The organism is Kitasatospora arboriphila (genome assembly GCF_039528095.1).
Classification (GTDB): Bacteria; Actinomycetota; Actinomycetes; order Streptomycetales; family Streptomycetaceae; genus Kitasatospora; species Kitasatospora arboriphila.
This window is the reverse complement of the sequence record NZ_BAAALD010000028.1, coordinates 1-16,962: the sequence shown is the minus strand read 5'-3', so window position 1 is coordinate 16,962 and position 16,962 is coordinate 1. Positions and strand designations below refer to the sequence as shown.

The window sequence follows — 16,962 nt, the reverse complement described above, 5'->3', positions numbered from 1 at the left end:
GTGTCAGGTCCGCCATGAAAGAAATGGTCAAGGAGCCGGCCGGGGACGGCGGAGGGTCAGCGGCTGCCGGTGCCGCCGGCCTGCGAAGCCCCGGTACCCGTACCGCCGTTGCCGGTGCCGCCGCCGCGTCCGCCGAAGCCGCCCGCCGCCCCCTCGGTGAGCTGGGTGGCGGTGTAGGAACCGTCCGAGCCCTTCTGGCCCAGCACGGTGACGGTCTGTCCGGGCTGCAGGTCGCCGATCTTGCCCTCCTTGTTGAGGGTGACCTTGGTGCTGTCGGCGGTGGTGACCTTGACGGTGTTGCCGGAGGCGTCGGTCAGGTAGACGGTCGTGCCGTCCACCGAGGCGACGGTGCCGCGGGTGAAGCCGGCGCCCTGGCCGCCCGGCGCGTTGCCGCCGGCCGCGTTCCCGCCGCCGTTCCCGGCCCGGCCGCCGTAGCCGCCCGCACCGCCGCCGTAGCCGCCGAAGCCGCCCGCCCCGGCGCCCTGGCGGCCGGCCGCCGCCTGTCGGCCGGCGCCGTTGCCGTCGCCCTTGGCGTACCAGGCGCCACCGGCGAAGGCGGCGGTGGCTATCACCGCGCCGGCCAGCACCAGGGTGGGCCAGGGCAGGCGGGGGCGGGGCGGGGCGGCGAGTTCCGCGGCGATGTCGCGGGCGTCGGGCGCGGTGTTCAGCAGCTCGGTCGCCTCGACCGGGCCGAGGGCGCGGCCGGGCTCGTTCTCGCTGGTCATGTCGGATGCTCCTGGGTCACTCGTGGCGGAGGGCTTCGATCGGGCGCAGCGAGGCGGCCCGGCTGGCGGGGTAGCTGCCGAAGAACAGTCCGATGGCGACGGCGATGCCGAAGGCGCCGAGGACGGACTCCGGGATGACCACCGGCTCGATGCCGACGATCGTGAAGTGCGAGCCGATCAGGCCGGCGGCGACGCCGAGGCCGGCGCCGGTCACCGAGAGCAGGGTGGACTCGGTGAGGAACTGGCCGAGGATGACCCCGCGCGGGGCGCCGAGCGCCTTGCGGATGCCGATCTCCCTCGTCCGCTCGGTGACGGTCACCAGCATGATGTTGGTGATGCCGATGCCGCCGACCAGCAGCGAGATCGCCGCCACCGCGCCGAGCAGCACGGTGAAGGTCTTGGTGGTGGACTCCCGGGCGGTGAGCAGCGAGGTCTGGCTGCTGATCCGGAAGTCGACCTTGGTCACGTCGGTGATGGCGTGGGTGCCCATCAGGATCCGGGTGATGTCGCTCTGCGCCTCGGTGGTGGCCTCGGCGGAGGCGGCCTGCACCATGATCTGGTTGACCGAGCCGAAGCCGGTGAAGGCGTTCTGCACGGTGGGCAGCGGGGCGATCACCACGTCGTCCGGGTCGTTGAAGCCGGTGGAGCCCTTCGGGGTGAGCACGCCGACCACGGTGAACGGGGTGCCGCCGATGGTGATCCGCTTGCCGACCGGCTCCTCGGTGTCGAAGAGCTGCTTGGCGGTGGTGGCGCCGATCACGGCCACCTTGCGGGAGTTGAGGACGTCGTCGTTGGAGAAGTAGTCGCCGTCCTTGACCTTCTGGTTGGCCGTCTCGAAGTACGCCGGGTAGGTGCCGATGATCGAGCCCGGCTGGTACGAGATGTTCCCGTATAGCGCGGTGCCGGTGGTGGTGACGACCGGTGCCACCGACTTGATGGACGTGCTGTCGGCGTCGGTGGCGAGCGCCTTGGCATCGGCCACGGTGAGCGCCTTGGCGGCCGTGGCGGACCCGCGGCCGGCGTTGGAGGAGACGGTCAGCGCGTTGGTGCCCAGCGAGGTGATGGACGCCTTCACCGCCTCCGAGGAGCCGTTGCCGACCGCGAGCAGCAGGATCACCGAGGCGACGCCGATGAGCACGCCGAGCATGGTGAGGGCCGAGCGGACCTTGTTGGCGACCAGGCCGCCGACCGCGAAGCGGATCATCTGCCAGAAGATCATGCGGGCACCTCCGCGGCGAGGGCGGGCGGCGGCCCGTCCACCGGCGCGCGGCGGACGTCGTCCACGATCGCGCCGTCGACCAGCCTGAGCACCCGCTTGGCGTGCAGCGCGACCTCGTCCTCGTGGGTGATCACCACGACGGTGCGGCCGGAGGCGTTCAGCCGGTCGATGATCGCCAGCACCTCGGCGGTGGAACGCGAGTCGAGGTTGCCGGTCGGCTCGTCGGCCAGCAGCATGGCGGGCGCGGTGACCAGGGCGCGGGCGACCGCGACGCGCTGCTGCTGGCCGCCGGAGAGCTCGTTGGGCTTGTGCCCGGCGCGGTCGGCGAGGCCGACCAGCTCCAGCGCGGCCAGGGCCCGGCGGCGCCGTTCGGCGGCCCGCACCCCGGCGTAGGCGAGCGGCAGCTCGACCTGCGCCAGGGCGGTGGTGCGGGGCACCAGGTTGAACGACTGGAAGATGAAGCCGATCTTGCGGTTGCGGACCAGCGACAGCCGGCTCTCGTCGAGGTGGCCGACGTCGGTGCCGTCGAGCAGGTAGCGGCCGGAGGTGGGCACGTCCAGGCAGCCGAGGATGTTCATCAGGGTGGACTTGCCGGAGCCGGAGCTGCCCATCACCGCGACGTAGTCGCCCTCCTCGATGTCGAGGCTGACGCCCAGCGGCTCGCCGGTGCCCGGTGCCGACGGGCCGCGCAGCGCGTGCACGGCGGAGTCGCCCTGGCCGTACGACTTGGTCACCCGGCTGATCCGGATCACCGGGGGCTTGGTGGCGGCCATCAGCGGGTGCCGCCGCCGGTGCGGGTGCCGCCGGTGGTGCGGGCACCGCCGCCGAAGCCGCCGGCTCCGCCCGCGGCGCCGAGGCCGCCGGCCGCCCCGCCCGCGCCCGGGAAGGCACCGTTCGGGAAGCCGTTGCCGGTGGCGGCGGTGGTGGAGGTCAGTTCGACCTTGTCGCCCTCGGCGAGTCCCTCGACCACCTGGACGGTGGTGTCGCCCTCGATGCCGACGGTGACCGACACCCGCTCGGTGGAGCCGTCCTCGTGGACGAGGGTGGCGGTGCGGGAGCCGCCGGTGCCGGCCAGTGCGGCGGTGGGCACCGAGAGCGCGTTGTCGGCCTCGCCGACGGTGACCGAGATGGTCGCGCTCAGACCGGTGCGCAGCTTGCCGGTGTCGCTGGTGATCTGCAGCACCGCACCGTACTGGACGGCGCTGCTGCCGTTGCCGCCGGAGGAGCTGGGCAGCGAGCTGACGGACAGCACGGTGGCGTTCAGCTTGGTGTCGGACTGCGCGTTGAGGGTGACGGTGGCGGACTCGCCCTTCTTGAGCTTGAGCGAGTCGAGCTCGGAGAAGTTGGCGGTCACCTGCATGCCGCTCGGGTTGGTCAGCACCACGAAGCCGGTGGGGGTGGTGGAGGAGGACGTGCTGCTGCCCGTGCCCGTGCCCGTGCCGCTGCTCTTGCTGCCGGTGCCCGAGGCGCCGCTGCCGGAGGAGCCACCGGTGCCGCTCACGGTGTCGCCGACCTTGCCGGCGACCGAGGCGACCGTGCCGTCCGCGGTGGCCTTGAGGGTGGTGCCGGCGAGGGCCGTCTCGGCGTTGGTGAGGGCCGTCTCGGCGGAGTCCACCTGCTGCTGGGCCTGGGCGACCTGGGCGGCGTCGACCTTGGTGGTGGTCGTGGTGGTCGGCGTCTGCTGGGCGCTGGTGCCGCCGCGGCCGCCGGTGGTGCCTGCGGTCGAACCGCCGGAGCCGCCGGTCGTGGTGGTGACGGTCTCGCCGGCCTTGGCCTTGGTGAGGTTGGCCTTGGCCGTGGACAGGGCGGACTCGGCGGCGTCGACGTCCTGCTGGGCGGCGGTGGTGTCGACGGTGGCCAGCACCTGGCCCTTGGTCACGGTGTCGCCGACGGCGACCTTGACCGAGGTGAGCTTGCCGCCGGTGACGAAGTCCTGCCCGGTGTCGGAGGGCGAGGAGAGCGTGCCGGAACCGGACACGGTGGCCAGGACCGTGCCCTTGGCGACCGTGGCGGTCCGCACCCGCGTGCCGCTCGCGGCGGAGCTGGTTCCGGAGTCCACGGTGGTGTACGCCAGCGCGGCCCCGCCGAGCAGGGCCACACCGAGCGCGGAGTTGACGAGGACGGCACGGCGCCGTCGCGGGAGCACCTTCATGGCGACAGCTTCGCCCCGTGCTCTTTCCGGTTGCTGGCGCCTTCCTGGGAGCCACCTGGAACCGTCAATCCGGACAATCCACGCACATCACGGCGCCAGGGTGGCTCTCTCTACTCCTTGGGGATGAAGCGTTGATCCGCCTCCCAGGAAGTTCCCAGTCTTTACGTCCGAGCTTCTGAACTTGCCGGGGTGCCGGAGGGCCCGGACGGGGGCATGCGGCGGGCCCGCCGCCGTCGCCGGCAGCGGGCCCGTCGGGGAGCCTCGGGGAGACCCGGACTCAGAGCTCCTTGCGGAAGGCCTCCGCGGTCGCCAGGAAGATGTCGTTGCCGGCCGTCTCGCCGATCGACACCCGGACGCCCTCGCCGGGGAACGGGCGGACGACCACGCCGGCGGCCGCGCAGGCGGCGGCGAAGTCGACGGTGCGCTCGCCGAGCCGCAGCCAGACGAAGTTGGCCTGCGAGTCGACGACCGTCCAGCCCTGGGCGCGCAGCCCGGCCAGCACCCGGCTGCGCTCGGCGACCAGCGACTCGACCCGCTCCAGCAGCGCCTCCTCGGCGCGCAGCGAGGCGACCGCGGCGTCCTGGGCGAGCTGGCTGACGCCGAACGGCACCGCGGTCTTGCGCAGCGCGGTGGCCACCGGCTCGTGGGCGACCGCGAAGCCGACCCGCAGGCCGGCCAGGCCGTAGGCCTTGGAGAAGGTGCGGAGCACGCAGACGTTCGGCCGGTCGCGGTAGACGTCGATGCCGTTGGGCACCTCGGCGTCGCGGATGAACTCGATGTAGGCCTCGTCGACCACGACCAGGATGTGGCCGGGCACGGCGTCGAGGAAGCGCTCCAGCTCGGCGCGGTGGATCACGGCGCCGGTCGGGTTGTTGGGGTTGCAGACGAAGATCAGCCGGGTGCGGTCGGTGATCGCGGCGAGCATGGCGTCGAGGTCGTGCTCCTCGTCCGCGGTCAGCGGCACGGGCACGGGGGTGGCGCCGGCCACCTGGGTGATGATCGGGTACGCCTCGAAGGAACGCCAGGCGAAGATCACCTCTTCGCCGGGGCCGGCGGTGGCGAGCACCAGGGACTGGGCGACGCCGACCGAGCCGGTGCCGGTGGCGATGTGCTCGACCGGGACGCCGAAGCGGGCGGCGAGCTCCTCGGTGAGGCCGGTGACGGCCATGTCCGGGTAGCGGTTGAACGAGCCCGCGGCGGCGGTGGCCGCCTCCAGCACGCCGGGCAGCGGCGGGTAGGGGTTCTCGTTCGAGGACAGCTTGTACGCGTCGGCACCGGCCGGCTTGCCCGGCTTGTAGGTGGGGATGCCGTCCAGGGTCGGCCTCAGCCGGGGCCCCTGCGCTGCGGTACCGCTCACGGTCGTTCTCCTTCTGTGCTGTCTTGGGCGCGCGTGCCGGGCCGCGCACACCGGGTTCGCCGGTCCCGCGCCGCCCCTCGCCACACACCCGCGCCACCCCGGTCGGGTGCCCCGCACGATACCGGCCGGGCTCACCCATGCGGGTGAGATGCCCGATCGGGTTACGGGTGCAGATCAGCCATTCTGCCGCGTTCCCACGGCACATGTCAGAGGTAACAGGCCCGGATCGGAGCGGGTATCGAAGGGTGTGATCCGTTCCGACTCTTGGAGAAACGTATCTTCAGACCAATGGCCGGGGCCGGTCACAGCCTGCTGTCATGCGCCATACGATCGGTCCGCCATGACAGCAGCAGCCAACCAGAGCGGACGGCGGTCCACCTCGCGGCGCCTGGAGCGGGCCGGCATCCGGGACGTCGCGGCGGCGGCCGGAGTGTCGATCACCACGGTCTCCGACGCCCTCAACGGGAAGGGCCGCCTGCCCGAGGAGACCAGAAGCAGGGTGCGCGAGGTCGCCGAGCGCCTGGGCTACCGCCCCTCCGCGGCCGCCCGCACCCTGCGCACCGGCCGCTCGGGCCTGATCGGCCTCACCGTGACCACCTACGGCGAGGAGCCGTTCACCTTCACCGAGTTCGCCTACTTCGCGGAGATGGCGCGGGCCGCCACCAGCGCGGCGCTCGGCCGCGGCTTCGCCCTGGTCGTGCTCCCCGCCTCGTCCCGGCACGACGTCTGGAGCAACATCGCCCTGGACGGCACGGTGGTCATCGACCCGCCCGACCAGGACCCGCTGGTGACCGAGCTCTACCGGTCCGGCGTGCCCGTCGTCAGCGACGGCAAGCCGGGCAACTGCCCGGTCACCGCCTGGGTCGACAACGACCACGAGGCCGCCGTGCTGGACATCCTGGACCACCTGTCGGAGGCCGGCGCCCGCCGGATCGGCCTGCTCACCGGCACCAGCACCGACACCTACACCCGGCTCTCCACCGAGGCGTACCTCGGCTGGTGCCGGCGGGTCGGCCAGGAGCCGGTCTACGAGGCCTACCCGGCGCACGACCCGGCGGCCGGCGCCGTGGCGGCCGACCGGCTGCTCGCCCGGCCGGACCGGCCGGACGCGGTCTACGGCCTCTTCGACCCGAACGGCACCGACCTGCTGGCGGCCGCCCGCCGGTACGGCCTCCGCGTCCCGGACGACCTGCTGCTGGTCTGCTGCAGCGAGAGCGACGTGTACGCGGGCACCGAGCCGCCGATCACCACCCTCTCGCTCAAGCCGCGCAAGATCGGCACCACCGTGGTCAACCTGCTGATCGACGCCATCGAGGGAGTCGACGCCGGCTCGTCCGGCGGGCAACGCGCCGAGGGGGCGCGGCTCTTCCCGCCGCGCTTCCGCACCGCGGGGACGGGCCCGCCGCCGGGCACCCTGATGCCGACGGAGCTGATCGTCCGGGCCTCCTCGCAGCGGCGCAGCCCCCGCAGGACGGTCAGTCCGCCCCGTTCACCGGGCGGGGGCTGAGCTCCGGCACGGTCCTCGCCGCGCCGGGCCGGGCCCGGGCCGGCCCGCCCCTGCGCGAGGTCCAGACCATCCCAGACCGGGTCGGACCGGGCCGTCCGGCCCGGCCCGGTGACGCTCCGAAGGATTGGATGCCCACCAGGTGAGGACGCCGGGAGAGTGGTCTTCCTATGATGGTCGAATGACACCCGAGGACCGCTTCCCCGGGCCTGAAACGCCCCACTCAGGCCCCCGCCACCACCAGGACCTCGACGTGCTCCCGTACGGCTCCTACTACGAACCCGCCGAGCCGCCGGCCGGCTACGGCTACGACGAGACCTACAGCGGCTACGGCGGCGCGCACTACCTCGAGCAGCACTGGCACGCCCCGGCCCACCACGGTGTGCACCCGGGCGGCCACGACGCCACCGTGCAGCTCGGCACCCTGCACCGGACGGGCCACGAGCAGGCCGTCCACGAGCCGGCCGGCCACGAGCAGGCGCCGCACGAGCCGGCCGTCCACGAGCAGCCGCCGATGGCCGCCGCGACCGGCGACGACCCGCCGACCATCGAGCTCGGTCCCCCGCTGACCGAGCAGCCGGTGAACTTCCCGTACCCGCAGCCCGAACCCGGCGAGGCGCCCGGCCCGCTGTACGTGATCGGCGACGTGCACGGCTACCTCGACGAACTGCTCGCCGCCCTCCGCCAGGCCTCGCTGATCGACGCGGACGGCCACTGGGCGGCCGGCCGCTCCCGGGTGTGGTTCCTCGGCGACTTCACCGACCGCGGCCCCGACGGCATCGGCGTGATCGAGCTCGTCATGCAGCTCGCCGCGGAGGCCGCCGCGGCCGGCGGCTACTGCCGGGCCCTGATGGGCAATCACGAACTGCTCTTCCTCGGCGCCGCCAAGTACGGCGACGAGCCCGTCCAGTCCACCGCGGGCACCGCCTCCTTCCTCGCCGCCTGGCGCCTCAACGGCGGCCAGCAGCACGACCTCGACCGGCTGGAGTCGCACCACATCAGCTGGCTCTCCCGGCTGCCCGCGATGGCGCTGGAGGACGGCCACCTGCTGCTGCACTCCGACACCACCGCCTACCTGGAGTACGGCGAGTCGATCGCCGAGGTCAACGACGCCGTCCACGACCTGCTCGCGGACGAGGGCGCCGACGAGTGGTGGGACTGCTTCCGCCGCTTCACCAAGCGGTTCGCCTTCCGCGGCGAGAACGGCCCGGACGCCGTCCACGAGCTGCTCGGCGCCTACGGCGGCTACCGCGTGGTGCACGGCCACAGCCCGATCCCGTACCTCACCGGAGCGGTGCACGCCGACGACGGCGCGCCGCCGCACGTCCCCGGCCCGTACATCTACGCGGACGAGCTGGCCGTCGCCATGGACGGCGGGGTCACCATGGAGGGCCGCCTGCTGATCGCCCGGCTGCCGGTGAACTGAACGGGCGGCGACTGAACTCCGCCGCACTTTCCTGACACCGCGTCGGCGGAAGCTGACTGAGCGTCGACGAGCGGCCCGGAACGTCCGCCCCGGGCGCTGAAAATCCGGAAAGCGACTGTCTGAGCCTCGGTGGTCACCCCTACCATCGAGGCACCACGCAGCCGCCCGCCCGCCACCGGGCCGCCGCGTCGCACCAGTCCACCTCCGTGAATCAGCGGAACGGGGTCCCCATGACCGACGCCCCGCACCTGCTCGCCGAGGACCGCCCGGACTACGAGCGCATCCTCGACGAAGCACTGCGCGACGCAACCATCCTCGAAGCACTGCGCGACACCGAACCCCATCTCAACACCGAGCAGCTGCGCACCAAGGCGATGCTCAACGCGGAGACGGTGGCCTCGGCCGCCGCACCCGAGTACCGCCACTACCTCGGGCTGCGCGCGGACCTCGGACGCACACCCGCACCCGCACCCGCCCACGGGGGCGGCGGACTCGGCGGCGAGCTCTCCGGCCGGCTGCGCTCCGAGGAGGGCGCCGGGCTGTTCCCGGTGCTCACCGTGCTCGCCCCGATCCTGTCCTGGTCCGCCGCCGCCCTGCTGCTCGCCATCGGGTACGCGCTGCGGGCCGCCCGGCCGGCCCTGCCGCTCGGCCGCAGCGTGGTCACCGCCGGCTGGGCCGCCATCGCGGTCGGCACCGCCGCCATGGCCGTCGGCATCGTCGGCCTGCTGCTCACCGCGCTGCGGGACGGCTCCGCGAACCCGGCCGGGCAGGACCCGAACCTCGCCGCGGACGTCGCCGAGGCCCGCCGGGCCTGGCACACCGCCCTGCGCGAGCGCGCGCTGCTCCCCTACCTGCACGACAACCTCGGCTCCACCCCGGCGCTGTCCCCGCAGCCCGCCGGCCGGCCGGTGCCGCCCGACCTCCTCAGCCCCGGCTACAGCCGGCCCGGGTACAGCAGCGCCGGATTCACCAGCCCCGGCGTCGAGGGGCTCACCGACCAGGAGGGACGCGAGCCGCGGACGGCCGAGTTCACCAGCCCCGGCTACACCCCGCCCGGCTTCACCGGGCCCGACGAGGTCTCCGACTGAGCCGGCGGCGGAGGCGGGGTCCCGACCCGGGACGCACCCGCCGCACCCGCCGTGCCCCCCGCACCCGCAGCTCCGTCACCCCGCCGTCCCCGCCGTCACCCGGACGGGCGGCCGGGCTGGGCCGAGCGGCGCACACCACCCGTGGCACCGGCCCCCGGACGGGCGCGCGGGCCCATCATCCCCGGCATGAGGACCTCCCGGCGGACGGCACGGACCGCGACGGTGGCCGCCGCCGCGCTGGTGATCACCGCGCTCCTCCTGCCCGGCGACGGCGTGCACCGCGGCAGCCTGCGGACGGCCCGCCACACGGCCGCGGACGACCCCGCCGGGGCGGCGTCCACGGGCCTCGGAGTGCTCCCCGAACCGGTGCCCGCCGGTCCCGTACCACGCTGCCCCTCGCTCGCCGTGGCCGGCCACCGCGGTGCCCCGGAGGCCGCCCCGGAGAACACCATGGCCGCCTTCCGGGCCGCCCTCGCGGGCGGGGCGGACTGGCTGGAGACCGACGTGCGGACCACCCGCGACGGCGTGCCGGTGCTGATGCACGACGACACCGTCGACCGGGTCACCGACGGCCACGGCCGGGTGGCCGACCTGACGGCCGGCCAGATCGCCGCCCTGCACGTCACCGCCGGCCCCGGCCCCGCGCAGCCCGTCCCGACCCTCGACCGGCTGCTCCGCGAGCTGTCCGGCACCCGGACGCGACTGCTCATGGAGATCAAGGAGCAGGACAGCCCGGGGAACGCGGCCCGGGCCGCCCGCGCCGCCGCGGCCAGCGGCGCCGACGTGGTGCTGTACTCCTTCCACCCCGCGATGCTGCAGGCGGCCCACGCGGCGGCCCCCGGCCTGCCGGTCGTCCTCGTCCAGGGCGCGGCCGACGCCGAGGACCCGGGCGGGCTGCGGCTTTCCGGCATCGCCCTCGAAGAGGCCCTCGCCACCCCGGAACGGATCGCCCGCGAGCACGCCGCGGGCCGGCAGGTCTACGTGTGGACGCCCGACCGGGAGGCCGACTGGCGGACGGCGGCCGACCGGCACGCCGACGCCCTGATCACCGACGTGCCTGCGGCCGCCCGCGCGTGGACCGACACCCACTGCCCGCCGCTGCTCCGGGGTGCGGCCGGGAACCGCCGGACGGTGTCAGCGCAGGATGCCGGCCTGCCGGGCGGCGACGAGCCAGGACGGGAACTCGGTGAGCAGCCGGTCGTAGAGCTCCGGGTCCGAGATCAGGTCGATGTCGTCCACGGCGAAGAAGCCGACGTTGTCCACCCGGCGGCCGGGCAGCGTGTCGAAGCGTTCCAGCACCCCGTAGTCGGCCTGCCCCAGGCCGACGAACTGCCAGAAGACCGGCTCCTCCACGGCCGCCCGCAGCTCCTGCTCGATGGCCGCGTTCCGGTAGACGCCGCCGTCGGAGAAGAACAGCACCAGCGTCGGGTCCGCCACCGGATGCGCCCGGACGTGCGCACGGACCTCGGCGATGACCTTCTGCTCCTCGTTCTGGATTCCGACGAACCGCATGTCGACCTGGCCCGGCGGCAGACCGCGCCGCGGCTTCTTCGGGCGCCCGAACAGGGTCAGCTCGCCGACCCGGACGTGCGCCGGGATCCACTCCGGCAGCTCGGCGAGGTGCAGGTCCGGCAGGCGGGCCGGGTGGGTGGCGAAGGTCCACGCGTGCATCCGGCCGTCCTCGGCCAGCTGCGCGGCGACCGCGGCCATCCGCTCGACCACCCCGGCGACCGTGCCGCGGCGGTACAGGCCGGACATCGACCCTGAGGCGTCCAGCACCAGCACCACCCGGGCCCGGACGCCGGCCGCGCCGTGCTTCTCCAGGCTCACCGCCACCTGCTGCTTGCGCAGCGAGAGCCGCTTGCGGATGTCCACCGGCAGCGCCTGCTCCGCCTGCGGTGCCGCCGGGGGCCGCTCCTGCTGCGCGGGCCGGTACGGCGGCACGGGAGGTGCCGGGGCCGGCGGTACCGGCGCGGGCAGTACGGGGGCCGGCGGTACCGGCGCGGGCATCGGCGGCACGGGCGGCTGTGCGGCTGCGGGAGGTGCCACGGCCGTCGGCGACTCGACGGCTCCGTGGTCGGCGGTGAGGCCGGCCCAGCCGGTGGCCCAGCCCTGGCCCACCGCGCGGAACTTCCACTGGCCCGACCGGCGGTAGAGCTCGCCGCCGACGACCGCCGTCTCCCGGCCCGCGGCGATCGGGAAGTGCGCCAGCGGCGCGCCCGTCCGGCCGTCCGTCAGCAGCAGCTCCAGGTCGGCCAGTTGCCCGAGGTACCCGTCGTCGACGGTGACGCAGAGCAGGATCCGCTCGACCTCCGGCGCGAGGGCGGCGAGGTCGGCGTCCACCGTGCGGGCACCGCCCTGCCGGACCCGGCCCGAGGGGTCGGCCGGATTGGCCCCGCCGACCGCGGCACCGTCCCCGAGGGCCCGGCCGTCGGCGCCCAGCAGGACCGCCCAGACCCGGGCCACCGGCCCGTCCGGCGCCTGCGCCCAGGAGAACGCGGCCCGTACCTCCGGCACCCCGACCACCACGTTGGCGCCCTTGCCCAGCGAACTCGACGTCATCCCGCCAGTCTGCCAACCGGGCCGGGGCAACGGCAGCCCCACCGCCGCCCTGCCGTGGACGTTCCGCGGGTCGCGCGCCGGATATCACGGGGAATTTGCCGTTGTCCATCACGCACCGGAATGGCTTGACTACGGATCGGGGCGGGCGGTTGGATGTCGCACGTTGCCATCGGCGGGGAATTCGCCGGTATTCGGTCTGCGCCGAGGGGGAGTCGTGCATGAATTCGCCGGGACCGGTCGAATATTTCTCCGCGCTGCCGGTGCGCGGCCTTTTATGACCGTTTCCGATCGCCGCACGGACCGCGGAGCACGGGCGTGACCGCACCCCGCCCCGCGGGCGGCGCCGCACTGCCCGCCGTGGTGCGGACGGACGCCGCCGGGCGGCTGGCCACCGCGCTCGCCGGCACCCCGGACGGGCGCCCCTCGGGCACCCTGACCGTGCTGGGCGACCCCGGCGGGGTGTTCCACCTCGCCTCCGGGGTCGTCACCGCGGTCGACTCCCCCGGCGCCCCGGACGTCGCCACCCTGCTGCTGCGCTCCGGCCGGGTGAGCACCGACGACTGGGAGGCCGCCTGCCGCGCGGGCGCCGCCGCCGACCGGACCGGCGCCGAACTCGTCGCCCGGGACCTGCTCGGCGCGGCCGAACTCCAGCTGATGTGCACGATGGCCGCCCTGGACGGCGCCTTCGCGGTGGCCGCCGGACGGGTCGACGGCTGCACCCTGGCCTGTGGCCCGACCCGGCACCACCTGCCCGCCCCACAGGGCGTGGACCCGGAGTGGCTGCTGCACGAGACGGACCGCAGGCTCCGCGCGCTCGCCGCACTCCGCCCTCCGCTCTGCCCGCTGCGCGACCGGATCGGCCCGGCCACCGGGACGCACCGGGAGGCGGGCGGCGGACCGGCCGGCCGCCTCACCGGCGAGCGCCGGGAGATCCTGCGCTGCGCGGACGGGCGGCGCAGCGCGCGGGACATCGCCTTCCGGCTCGGCCGCGGCCTGTACGCGGTCACCGTGGAGGTCTCCCGGCTGCTGGCCGAGGGCCTGGTGGAGGTCGTTCCGCCCGCCCCGCCGGCGTCCGGCCCGCTGCCCGCGCCGGACGGGCGGCCCGGGGTGACCGCGGCCCGCCGCCCGCCGGACCCCGTGCCGGTGCACCAGCCGGCGGGGCGGCTGCCCGTCCGCCGGCGGGGTGCCAGCGGCATCAACGACGTCCTCGCGTGGCGGTCGGCCGCCGGGCGCCACCGGCGCGCCCGCGATTCCTGACCGGCCCGCCGCGACCGCCGGACATTCGTCCGCGATTCCCGCCCGTCGGCGGGCGGGTTCGGCATGCCCGAGAAATCCGTCCGGCGCCGGCCGGTGAATTCCCAGAACAGGAGAGATGTGAGCAGCGAGAACGGCGAATTGCTCGCCGAAATGCGCGCGCTGCGCGACCGGGTCGCAGGCGTCACCGACCTCGCGGTGGCCGCGGTCGACGGCCTGCTGGTCGCCGCGGACACCGAGGAGGGCATCGACAGCGAGAGCCTGGCCGCGCTCGCCGCCGCGGCGCTCGGCCTGGCCCGCCGGGCGGGGCAGTCCACCGGCAAGGGGCTGCTGCACCGGACGGTGGCGCAGTTCAGCCACGGCTACGTGGTGGTCCAGCCGATCGGCCGGATGGGCCTGATGACCGTCCTCGGCGACTCCGGGATGGACATCGCCCGGCTGCACACCGAGTCGCAGGCCGCCGCCGACCGGATGGACCGTCTGCTGACCGCGCCGCGGTCCTGACGCGGCGTCCCGTCCGGCCGCCACCGCACCACCCGACCACGAGAAGGAGCACCGTGAGCACACCGCAGGGATTCCAGAGCATGTCCGACCGGGTGAACGCCCTGGTCAAGGGCCTCCGCACGGAGGTACCCGAGTGCCTGGCCTCGGGGATCATCGACATGTCCACCGGCATGCTGCTGTCCGTCGAGACGGTCGACTCGCACCCGCCGGAGGTCCTCGACATGCTGGCCGCCGCCACCCTCGACCTCTTCCAGGGCCGCAACGTGGTGATGATCGAAGGCATCTTCAAGGAGCGGCGCGGTGTGGTGAGCGACCGCCACTACTTCCAGGAGATCCTGGTCAACAGCGACAACCTGGCGCACCTCTTCCTCCGGGTGGACAGCGCCGACGACATCGTCGCCGTGGTGGTCTGCCGCAACACCGTGAACGTCGGCATGCTCTTCGCGCAGTCCCGCCGGGTGCTCAAGGACCACGGCCGGCTCTGATCCGGGTACGGGCCTGGCCGACACGTGCGCCGGGTCCGGGAATCCCCCGCCTCGGGGCCCGGACCCGGCGCAGCGGTCATGCGGCCGCGGTCATTCGGCAACGGTCACCGCGGCCGGGGCGGCGGCCGTCTCGGTCAGCAGCAGGACGGCGGACAGCAGGACGATCAGGGCGGCCGAGACGTGGACGCCCAGTGCCGTCGCGACCGAGCCGCCGTGGGTGACCACGGCAAGGGCGTCACCCAGCGGCACGATCGCGTCGATGAGGATGACCCAGCCGAGCACCCGGCGCTGCCCCAGCCCGAGCAGCAGGAACACGGTGCCGCCGAGGGCGAGGTCACGGAACCCCTTCACCACGTAGTAGCCGCCCGCGTTGCCCTGCGGCCAGGGGTCGATGCCGAAGCCGGGGGCCGCGCCACCGGGGTTCAGCAGGAAGTTCAGCCCGAAGAACAGGACGGTGGCGCCGGTCAGCGCGGCCAGTGCGGTGGTGATGTGACGCCTGGTCATGGTTCCCCCTACGAAATGTCCTAGCGGTGCTAGCTCTTGGATCGATGCTAGACCTAGCGAAGCTCAGATGTCTAGCGATGCTAGGATCGAGGCGTGGCAGCACCACGGCGCCGGGAGCGCGGACGAGCGGAACGGCACCGGCTCATCGTCACGGCGGCCCGCGAACTCGCCGAGGCGGAGGGCTGGGGTGCCGTCACCACCCGCCGCCTCGCCGAGCGGGTCGAGTACAGCCAGCCGGTGCTCTACAGCCACTTCACCGGCAAGGACGCGATCGTCGCGGCCGTGGCCGACGAGGGCTTCGAAGACCTGGCCACCGCCCTGCACCGTGCCCGGGCAGGCCACCGGAACGCCCGCGCGGGGCTGCGGGCCCTCGCCGACGCCTACCTGGAGTTCGCCCGGGCCGGGCCCGCGGTCTACGCCGCCATGTTCACGCGCGGGACGGGCCCCGCGCTCGGCACCGCGGCGACGCCGGCCCCGCTGAAGGCCGTCTTCGGCGAGCTCCACGACACGGTGGAACCCCTGGCCACCGCCCGCGGCGCCGACCCGGAGGCCTGCACCGAACTCCTCTGGAGCGCCCTGCACGGCCTGGCCACCCTCACCGAGGGCAGCCGCCTCCGCCCCGCGGCCCACCGCGCCCGGCTCGACCTGCTGGTCGGCCTCGTCACGGCGGGCGCCTGAGCACGGGCGCGCCGCCGCGCCCGACGGCGGGTCAGAACACCGTCCGCTCCACCGGGATCCAGAGCTGACTGGTCGCCTCGGACCGGTCGGCCGTCGGCCGGGTGCGGAGGATCTCCGGGCCCGGCCGGGTGGCGTACGGATTGGACGGGAACCACTCGGTGAAGACGTCCCGCCAGAGGTACTGCAGGGACCGGGGGTAGGGGCCGGTGTTCTCGAAGACGGCCCAGGTGCCGGCCGGGACGGTGAGGACGTCGAGGTCCTCGGGGGCGTCGGCGCCGGTCACCACCGCGTGGTGGTAGTCCAGCAGGACGCCCTCCTCCCGGCTGTCGGAGAGGTGCACGACCGCGGAGACGATGCCCTCGGGCTCCTGGTCGGACAGGTCGGCGATGCGCTGCACGGTCTCCGGCGGGATGCCCCGGACCATCTCGGCGATGTGCGGGTTGACGCCCTCGTGGATCAGGGGGACGCGGGCCTTGCGGCCGACGACCTTGAACTCGGGCTTCTCGACGATCCGGTACTTCATGGTGGTGCTCCCTTCGACGACGAGCCGGAAGGACATCCGGGGCTGGGAGTTCAGGGCCGCGCCCGTCCGCCGGGCCTCGCCCGGGCCGACGCCGTGCATCGCCCGGAACGCCCGCGCGAACGCCTCGGCCGATCCGTAGCCGTGGCGCACGGCGATCTCCAGCAGGGTCCGTTCGCCCGCGAGCACCTCGGCCCCCGCGACGGTGAGCCGCCGGCGCCGGACGTACTCCGACAGCGGGATCCCGGCGAGCGCGGAGAACATCCGCCGCAGGTGGAACTCGGACGTCCACGCGATGCGGGCCAGCTCGGCCGCCTCGATCCGCTGGTCGAGGTGGTCCTCGATGTGGGCCATGACCTGGTTCAGCCGGTCCAGCACTCCGGTCTCCTTCCCTTGCGACCACCACCGTAGGAAGGCCGGAGCCCGCCCGACCCGACTTTCCGTGCCCGTTCCGGTCGGGTGGGACGGGACGGGCGCGGATGGCCGGGTCGGGCGGGCACGGCGGAGCGCTGCCCCGGGAAGCCCCCTCCACCTCCCGGAGCAGCGCGGTCGGTACCGGTCTCAGTCCGCCAGCGGCAGGTAGACCCGGTTGCCCTGGGCGGCGAACTCCGCGGACTTCTCGGCCATGCCGGCCAGCGCCTCGGCGTCGTAGCCGGAGGCGACCGCGGTGGAGCCGTAGCCGTGCTCGTCGCGGATCTCCTGACTGATCTTCATCGAGCAGGGATTCAGCACGAACCCAGCACGTTCCCCGGTGCCCGACGTGCCGACGGCCGGCGTCCGCAGAACCCGCTGAGGAAAGGCCACGAAAGAAGAACCCCAGCCGACGCACGGCTGGGGTTCCTCTGTGCGGAAGTACCGGTCAACAGGTCGAGTCGGGCCCGTTCCTACGTGCCGGCAGACCGCACCCGATCGTGATCACCGCGGACCGGGGGTCAGCGCTTCAGGGTGAGGACGCCGGGCCGGTACGGCAGTCGGTCGTAGGGG

General features: G+C 74.2%; 16 protein-coding genes and 1 pseudogene. 8 read left to right on the top strand and 9 right to left on the bottom strand.

All coding sequences use genetic code 11. The annotated features are described in order from the left end of the window. Positions 1 to 56: 56 nt before the first annotated feature. The 5 genes from ABD353_RS16460 to hisC form a co-directional block, all read right to left on the bottom strand. Positions 57 to 725, bottom strand: coding sequence for a DUF5666 domain-containing protein (locus tag ABD353_RS16460; RefSeq protein ID WP_344624348.1), 669 nt, complete (start codon positions 723 to 725; stop codon positions 57 to 59). A gap of 16 nt (positions 726 to 741) precedes the next feature. Continuing rightward, entirely contained in the window at positions 742 to 1,944 is a 1,203-nt protein-coding gene (locus ABD353_RS16455) for an ABC transporter permease (protein WP_344624347.1), read from the bottom strand. Further along, the gene (locus tag ABD353_RS16450) at positions 1,941 to 2,717 is read right to left on the bottom strand and encodes an ABC transporter ATP-binding protein (protein ID WP_344624346.1); all 777 of its coding nucleotides are present in this window, start codon (positions 2,715 to 2,717) and stop codon (positions 1,941 to 1,943) included. Before ABD353_RS16450 ends, ABD353_RS16455 begins: the two co-directional genes overlap by 4 nt. Beyond that, positions 2,717 to 4,096 (bottom strand): efflux RND transporter periplasmic adaptor subunit, encoded by a 1,380-nt coding sequence (locus ABD353_RS16445; protein ID WP_344624345.1) that lies wholly within the window; start codon positions 4,094 to 4,096, stop codon positions 2,717 to 2,719. Before ABD353_RS16445 ends, ABD353_RS16450 begins: the two co-directional genes overlap by 1 nt. A gap of 277 nt (positions 4,097 to 4,373) precedes the next feature. Further along, complete coding sequence (gene hisC / locus ABD353_RS16440) at positions 4,374 to 5,453, bottom strand: histidinol-phosphate transaminase (RefSeq protein ID WP_344624344.1); 1,080 nt, start codon at positions 5,451 to 5,453, stop codon at positions 4,374 to 4,376. Between the two features lie 340 nt (positions 5,454 to 5,793). On the opposite strand from hisC, the gene ABD353_RS16435 reads away from it, so the two are divergent. The 4 genes and pseudogenes from ABD353_RS16435 to ABD353_RS40450 form a co-directional block, all read left to right on the top strand. Next, complete coding sequence (locus ABD353_RS16435; protein ID WP_344624343.1) at positions 5,794 to 6,960, top strand: LacI family DNA-binding transcriptional regulator; 1,167 nt, start codon at positions 5,794 to 5,796, stop codon at positions 6,958 to 6,960. A gap of 178 nt (positions 6,961 to 7,138) precedes the next feature. Then, positions 7,139 to 8,383, top strand: coding sequence for a metallophosphoesterase (locus ABD353_RS16430; RefSeq protein WP_344624342.1), 1,245 nt, complete (start codon positions 7,139 to 7,141; stop codon positions 8,381 to 8,383). A 230-nt stretch (positions 8,384 to 8,613) separates the two neighbouring features. Then, on the top strand, positions 8,614 to 9,471 hold the full coding sequence (locus ABD353_RS16425) for a hypothetical protein (RefSeq protein WP_344624341.1): 858 nt from the start codon (positions 8,614 to 8,616) through the stop codon (positions 9,469 to 9,471). A gap of 186 nt (positions 9,472 to 9,657) precedes the next feature. Further along, a pseudogene (locus tag ABD353_RS40450) lies at positions 9,658 to 10,521 on the top strand (glycerophosphodiester phosphodiesterase); the annotation flags it as partial. 84 nt (positions 10,522 to 10,605) lie between these two features. On the opposite strand, the gene ABD353_RS16420 reads toward ABD353_RS40450, so the two are convergent. After that, the gene (locus tag ABD353_RS16420; protein ID WP_344624340.1) at positions 10,606 to 12,033 is read right to left on the bottom strand and encodes a vWA domain-containing protein; all 1,428 of its coding nucleotides are present in this window, start codon (positions 12,031 to 12,033) and stop codon (positions 10,606 to 10,608) included. Between the two features lie 315 nt (positions 12,034 to 12,348). Here ABD353_RS16420 and ABD353_RS16415 point away from each other — a divergent pair, with 315 nt between their 5' ends. From ABD353_RS16415 to ABD353_RS16405, 3 genes are all read left to right on the top strand, one after another. Then, the gene (locus ABD353_RS16415) at positions 12,349 to 13,290 is read left to right on the top strand and encodes a MarR family transcriptional regulator (RefSeq protein WP_344624339.1); all 942 of its coding nucleotides are present in this window, start codon (positions 12,349 to 12,351) and stop codon (positions 13,288 to 13,290) included. 117 nt (positions 13,291 to 13,407) lie between these two features. Beyond that, entirely contained in the window at positions 13,408 to 13,791 is a 384-nt protein-coding gene (locus ABD353_RS16410) for a roadblock/LC7 domain-containing protein (RefSeq protein ID WP_344624338.1), read from the top strand. Between the two features lie 80 nt (positions 13,792 to 13,871). Further along, entirely contained in the window at positions 13,872 to 14,276 is a 405-nt protein-coding gene (locus ABD353_RS16405; protein WP_344624403.1) for a hypothetical protein, read from the top strand. 90 nt (positions 14,277 to 14,366) lie between these two features. Here the strand turns inward: ABD353_RS16405 and ABD353_RS16400 are convergent, their stop codons facing one another. Continuing rightward, entirely contained in the window at positions 14,367 to 14,780 is a 414-nt protein-coding gene (locus ABD353_RS16400) for a DUF4267 domain-containing protein (RefSeq protein WP_344624337.1), read from the bottom strand. Positions 14,781 to 14,873: 93 nt separating this feature from the next. Here ABD353_RS16400 and ABD353_RS16395 point away from each other — a divergent pair, with 93 nt between their 5' ends. Then, entirely contained in the window at positions 14,874 to 15,458 is a 585-nt protein-coding gene (locus tag ABD353_RS16395) for a TetR/AcrR family transcriptional regulator (protein ID WP_344624336.1), read from the top strand. Between the two features lie 31 nt (positions 15,459 to 15,489). Here the strand turns inward: ABD353_RS16395 and ABD353_RS16390 are convergent, their stop codons facing one another. Further along, the gene (locus ABD353_RS16390; protein WP_344624335.1) at positions 15,490 to 16,356 is read right to left on the bottom strand and encodes a GyrI-like domain-containing protein; all 867 of its coding nucleotides are present in this window, start codon (positions 16,354 to 16,356) and stop codon (positions 15,490 to 15,492) included. A gap of 183 nt (positions 16,357 to 16,539) precedes the next feature. After that, complete coding sequence (locus ABD353_RS16385) at positions 16,540 to 16,692, bottom strand: thiamine biosynthesis protein ThiC (RefSeq protein WP_344624408.1); 153 nt, start codon at positions 16,690 to 16,692, stop codon at positions 16,540 to 16,542. Between the last annotated feature and the right edge of the window lie 270 nt (positions 16,693 to 16,962).

Bases quoted from the DNA above. Each gene is read 5' to 3' on its own strand.
- ABD353_RS16430 (WP_344624342.1), top strand. From the start codon at position 7,139: ATGACACCCGAGGACCGCTTCCCCGGGCCTGAAACGCCCCACTCAGGC.
- ABD353_RS16425 (WP_344624341.1), top strand. From the start codon at position 8,614: ATGACCGACGCCCCGCACCTGCTCGCCGAGGACCGCCCGGACTACGAG.
- ABD353_RS16400 (WP_344624337.1), bottom strand. From the start codon at position 14,780: ATGACCAGGCGTCACATCACCACCGCACTGGCCGCGCTGACCGGCGCC.
- ABD353_RS16385 (WP_344624408.1), bottom strand. From the start codon at position 16,692: ATGAAGATCAGTCAGGAGATCCGCGACGAGCACGGCTACGGCTCCACC.
- ABD353_RS16445 (WP_344624345.1), bottom strand. From the start codon at position 4,096: ATGAAGGTGCTCCCGCGACGGCGCCGTGCCGTCCTCGTCAACTCCGCG.
- ABD353_RS16450 (WP_344624346.1), bottom strand. From the start codon at position 2,717: ATGGCCGCCACCAAGCCCCCGGTGATCCGGATCAGCCGGGTGACCAAG.
- ABD353_RS16460 (WP_344624348.1), bottom strand. From the start codon at position 725: ATGACCAGCGAGAACGAGCCCGGCCGCGCCCTCGGCCCGGTCGAGGCG.
- ABD353_RS16405 (WP_344624403.1), top strand. From the start codon at position 13,872: ATGTCCGACCGGGTGAACGCCCTGGTCAAGGGCCTCCGCACGGAGGTA.
- ABD353_RS16455 (WP_344624347.1), bottom strand. From the start codon at position 1,944: ATGATCTTCTGGCAGATGATCCGCTTCGCGGTCGGCGGCCTGGTCGCC.
- ABD353_RS16420 (WP_344624340.1), bottom strand. From the start codon at position 12,033: ATGACGTCGAGTTCGCTGGGCAAGGGCGCCAACGTGGTGGTCGGGGTG.
- ABD353_RS16435 (WP_344624343.1), top strand. From the start codon at position 5,794: ATGACAGCAGCAGCCAACCAGAGCGGACGGCGGTCCACCTCGCGGCGC.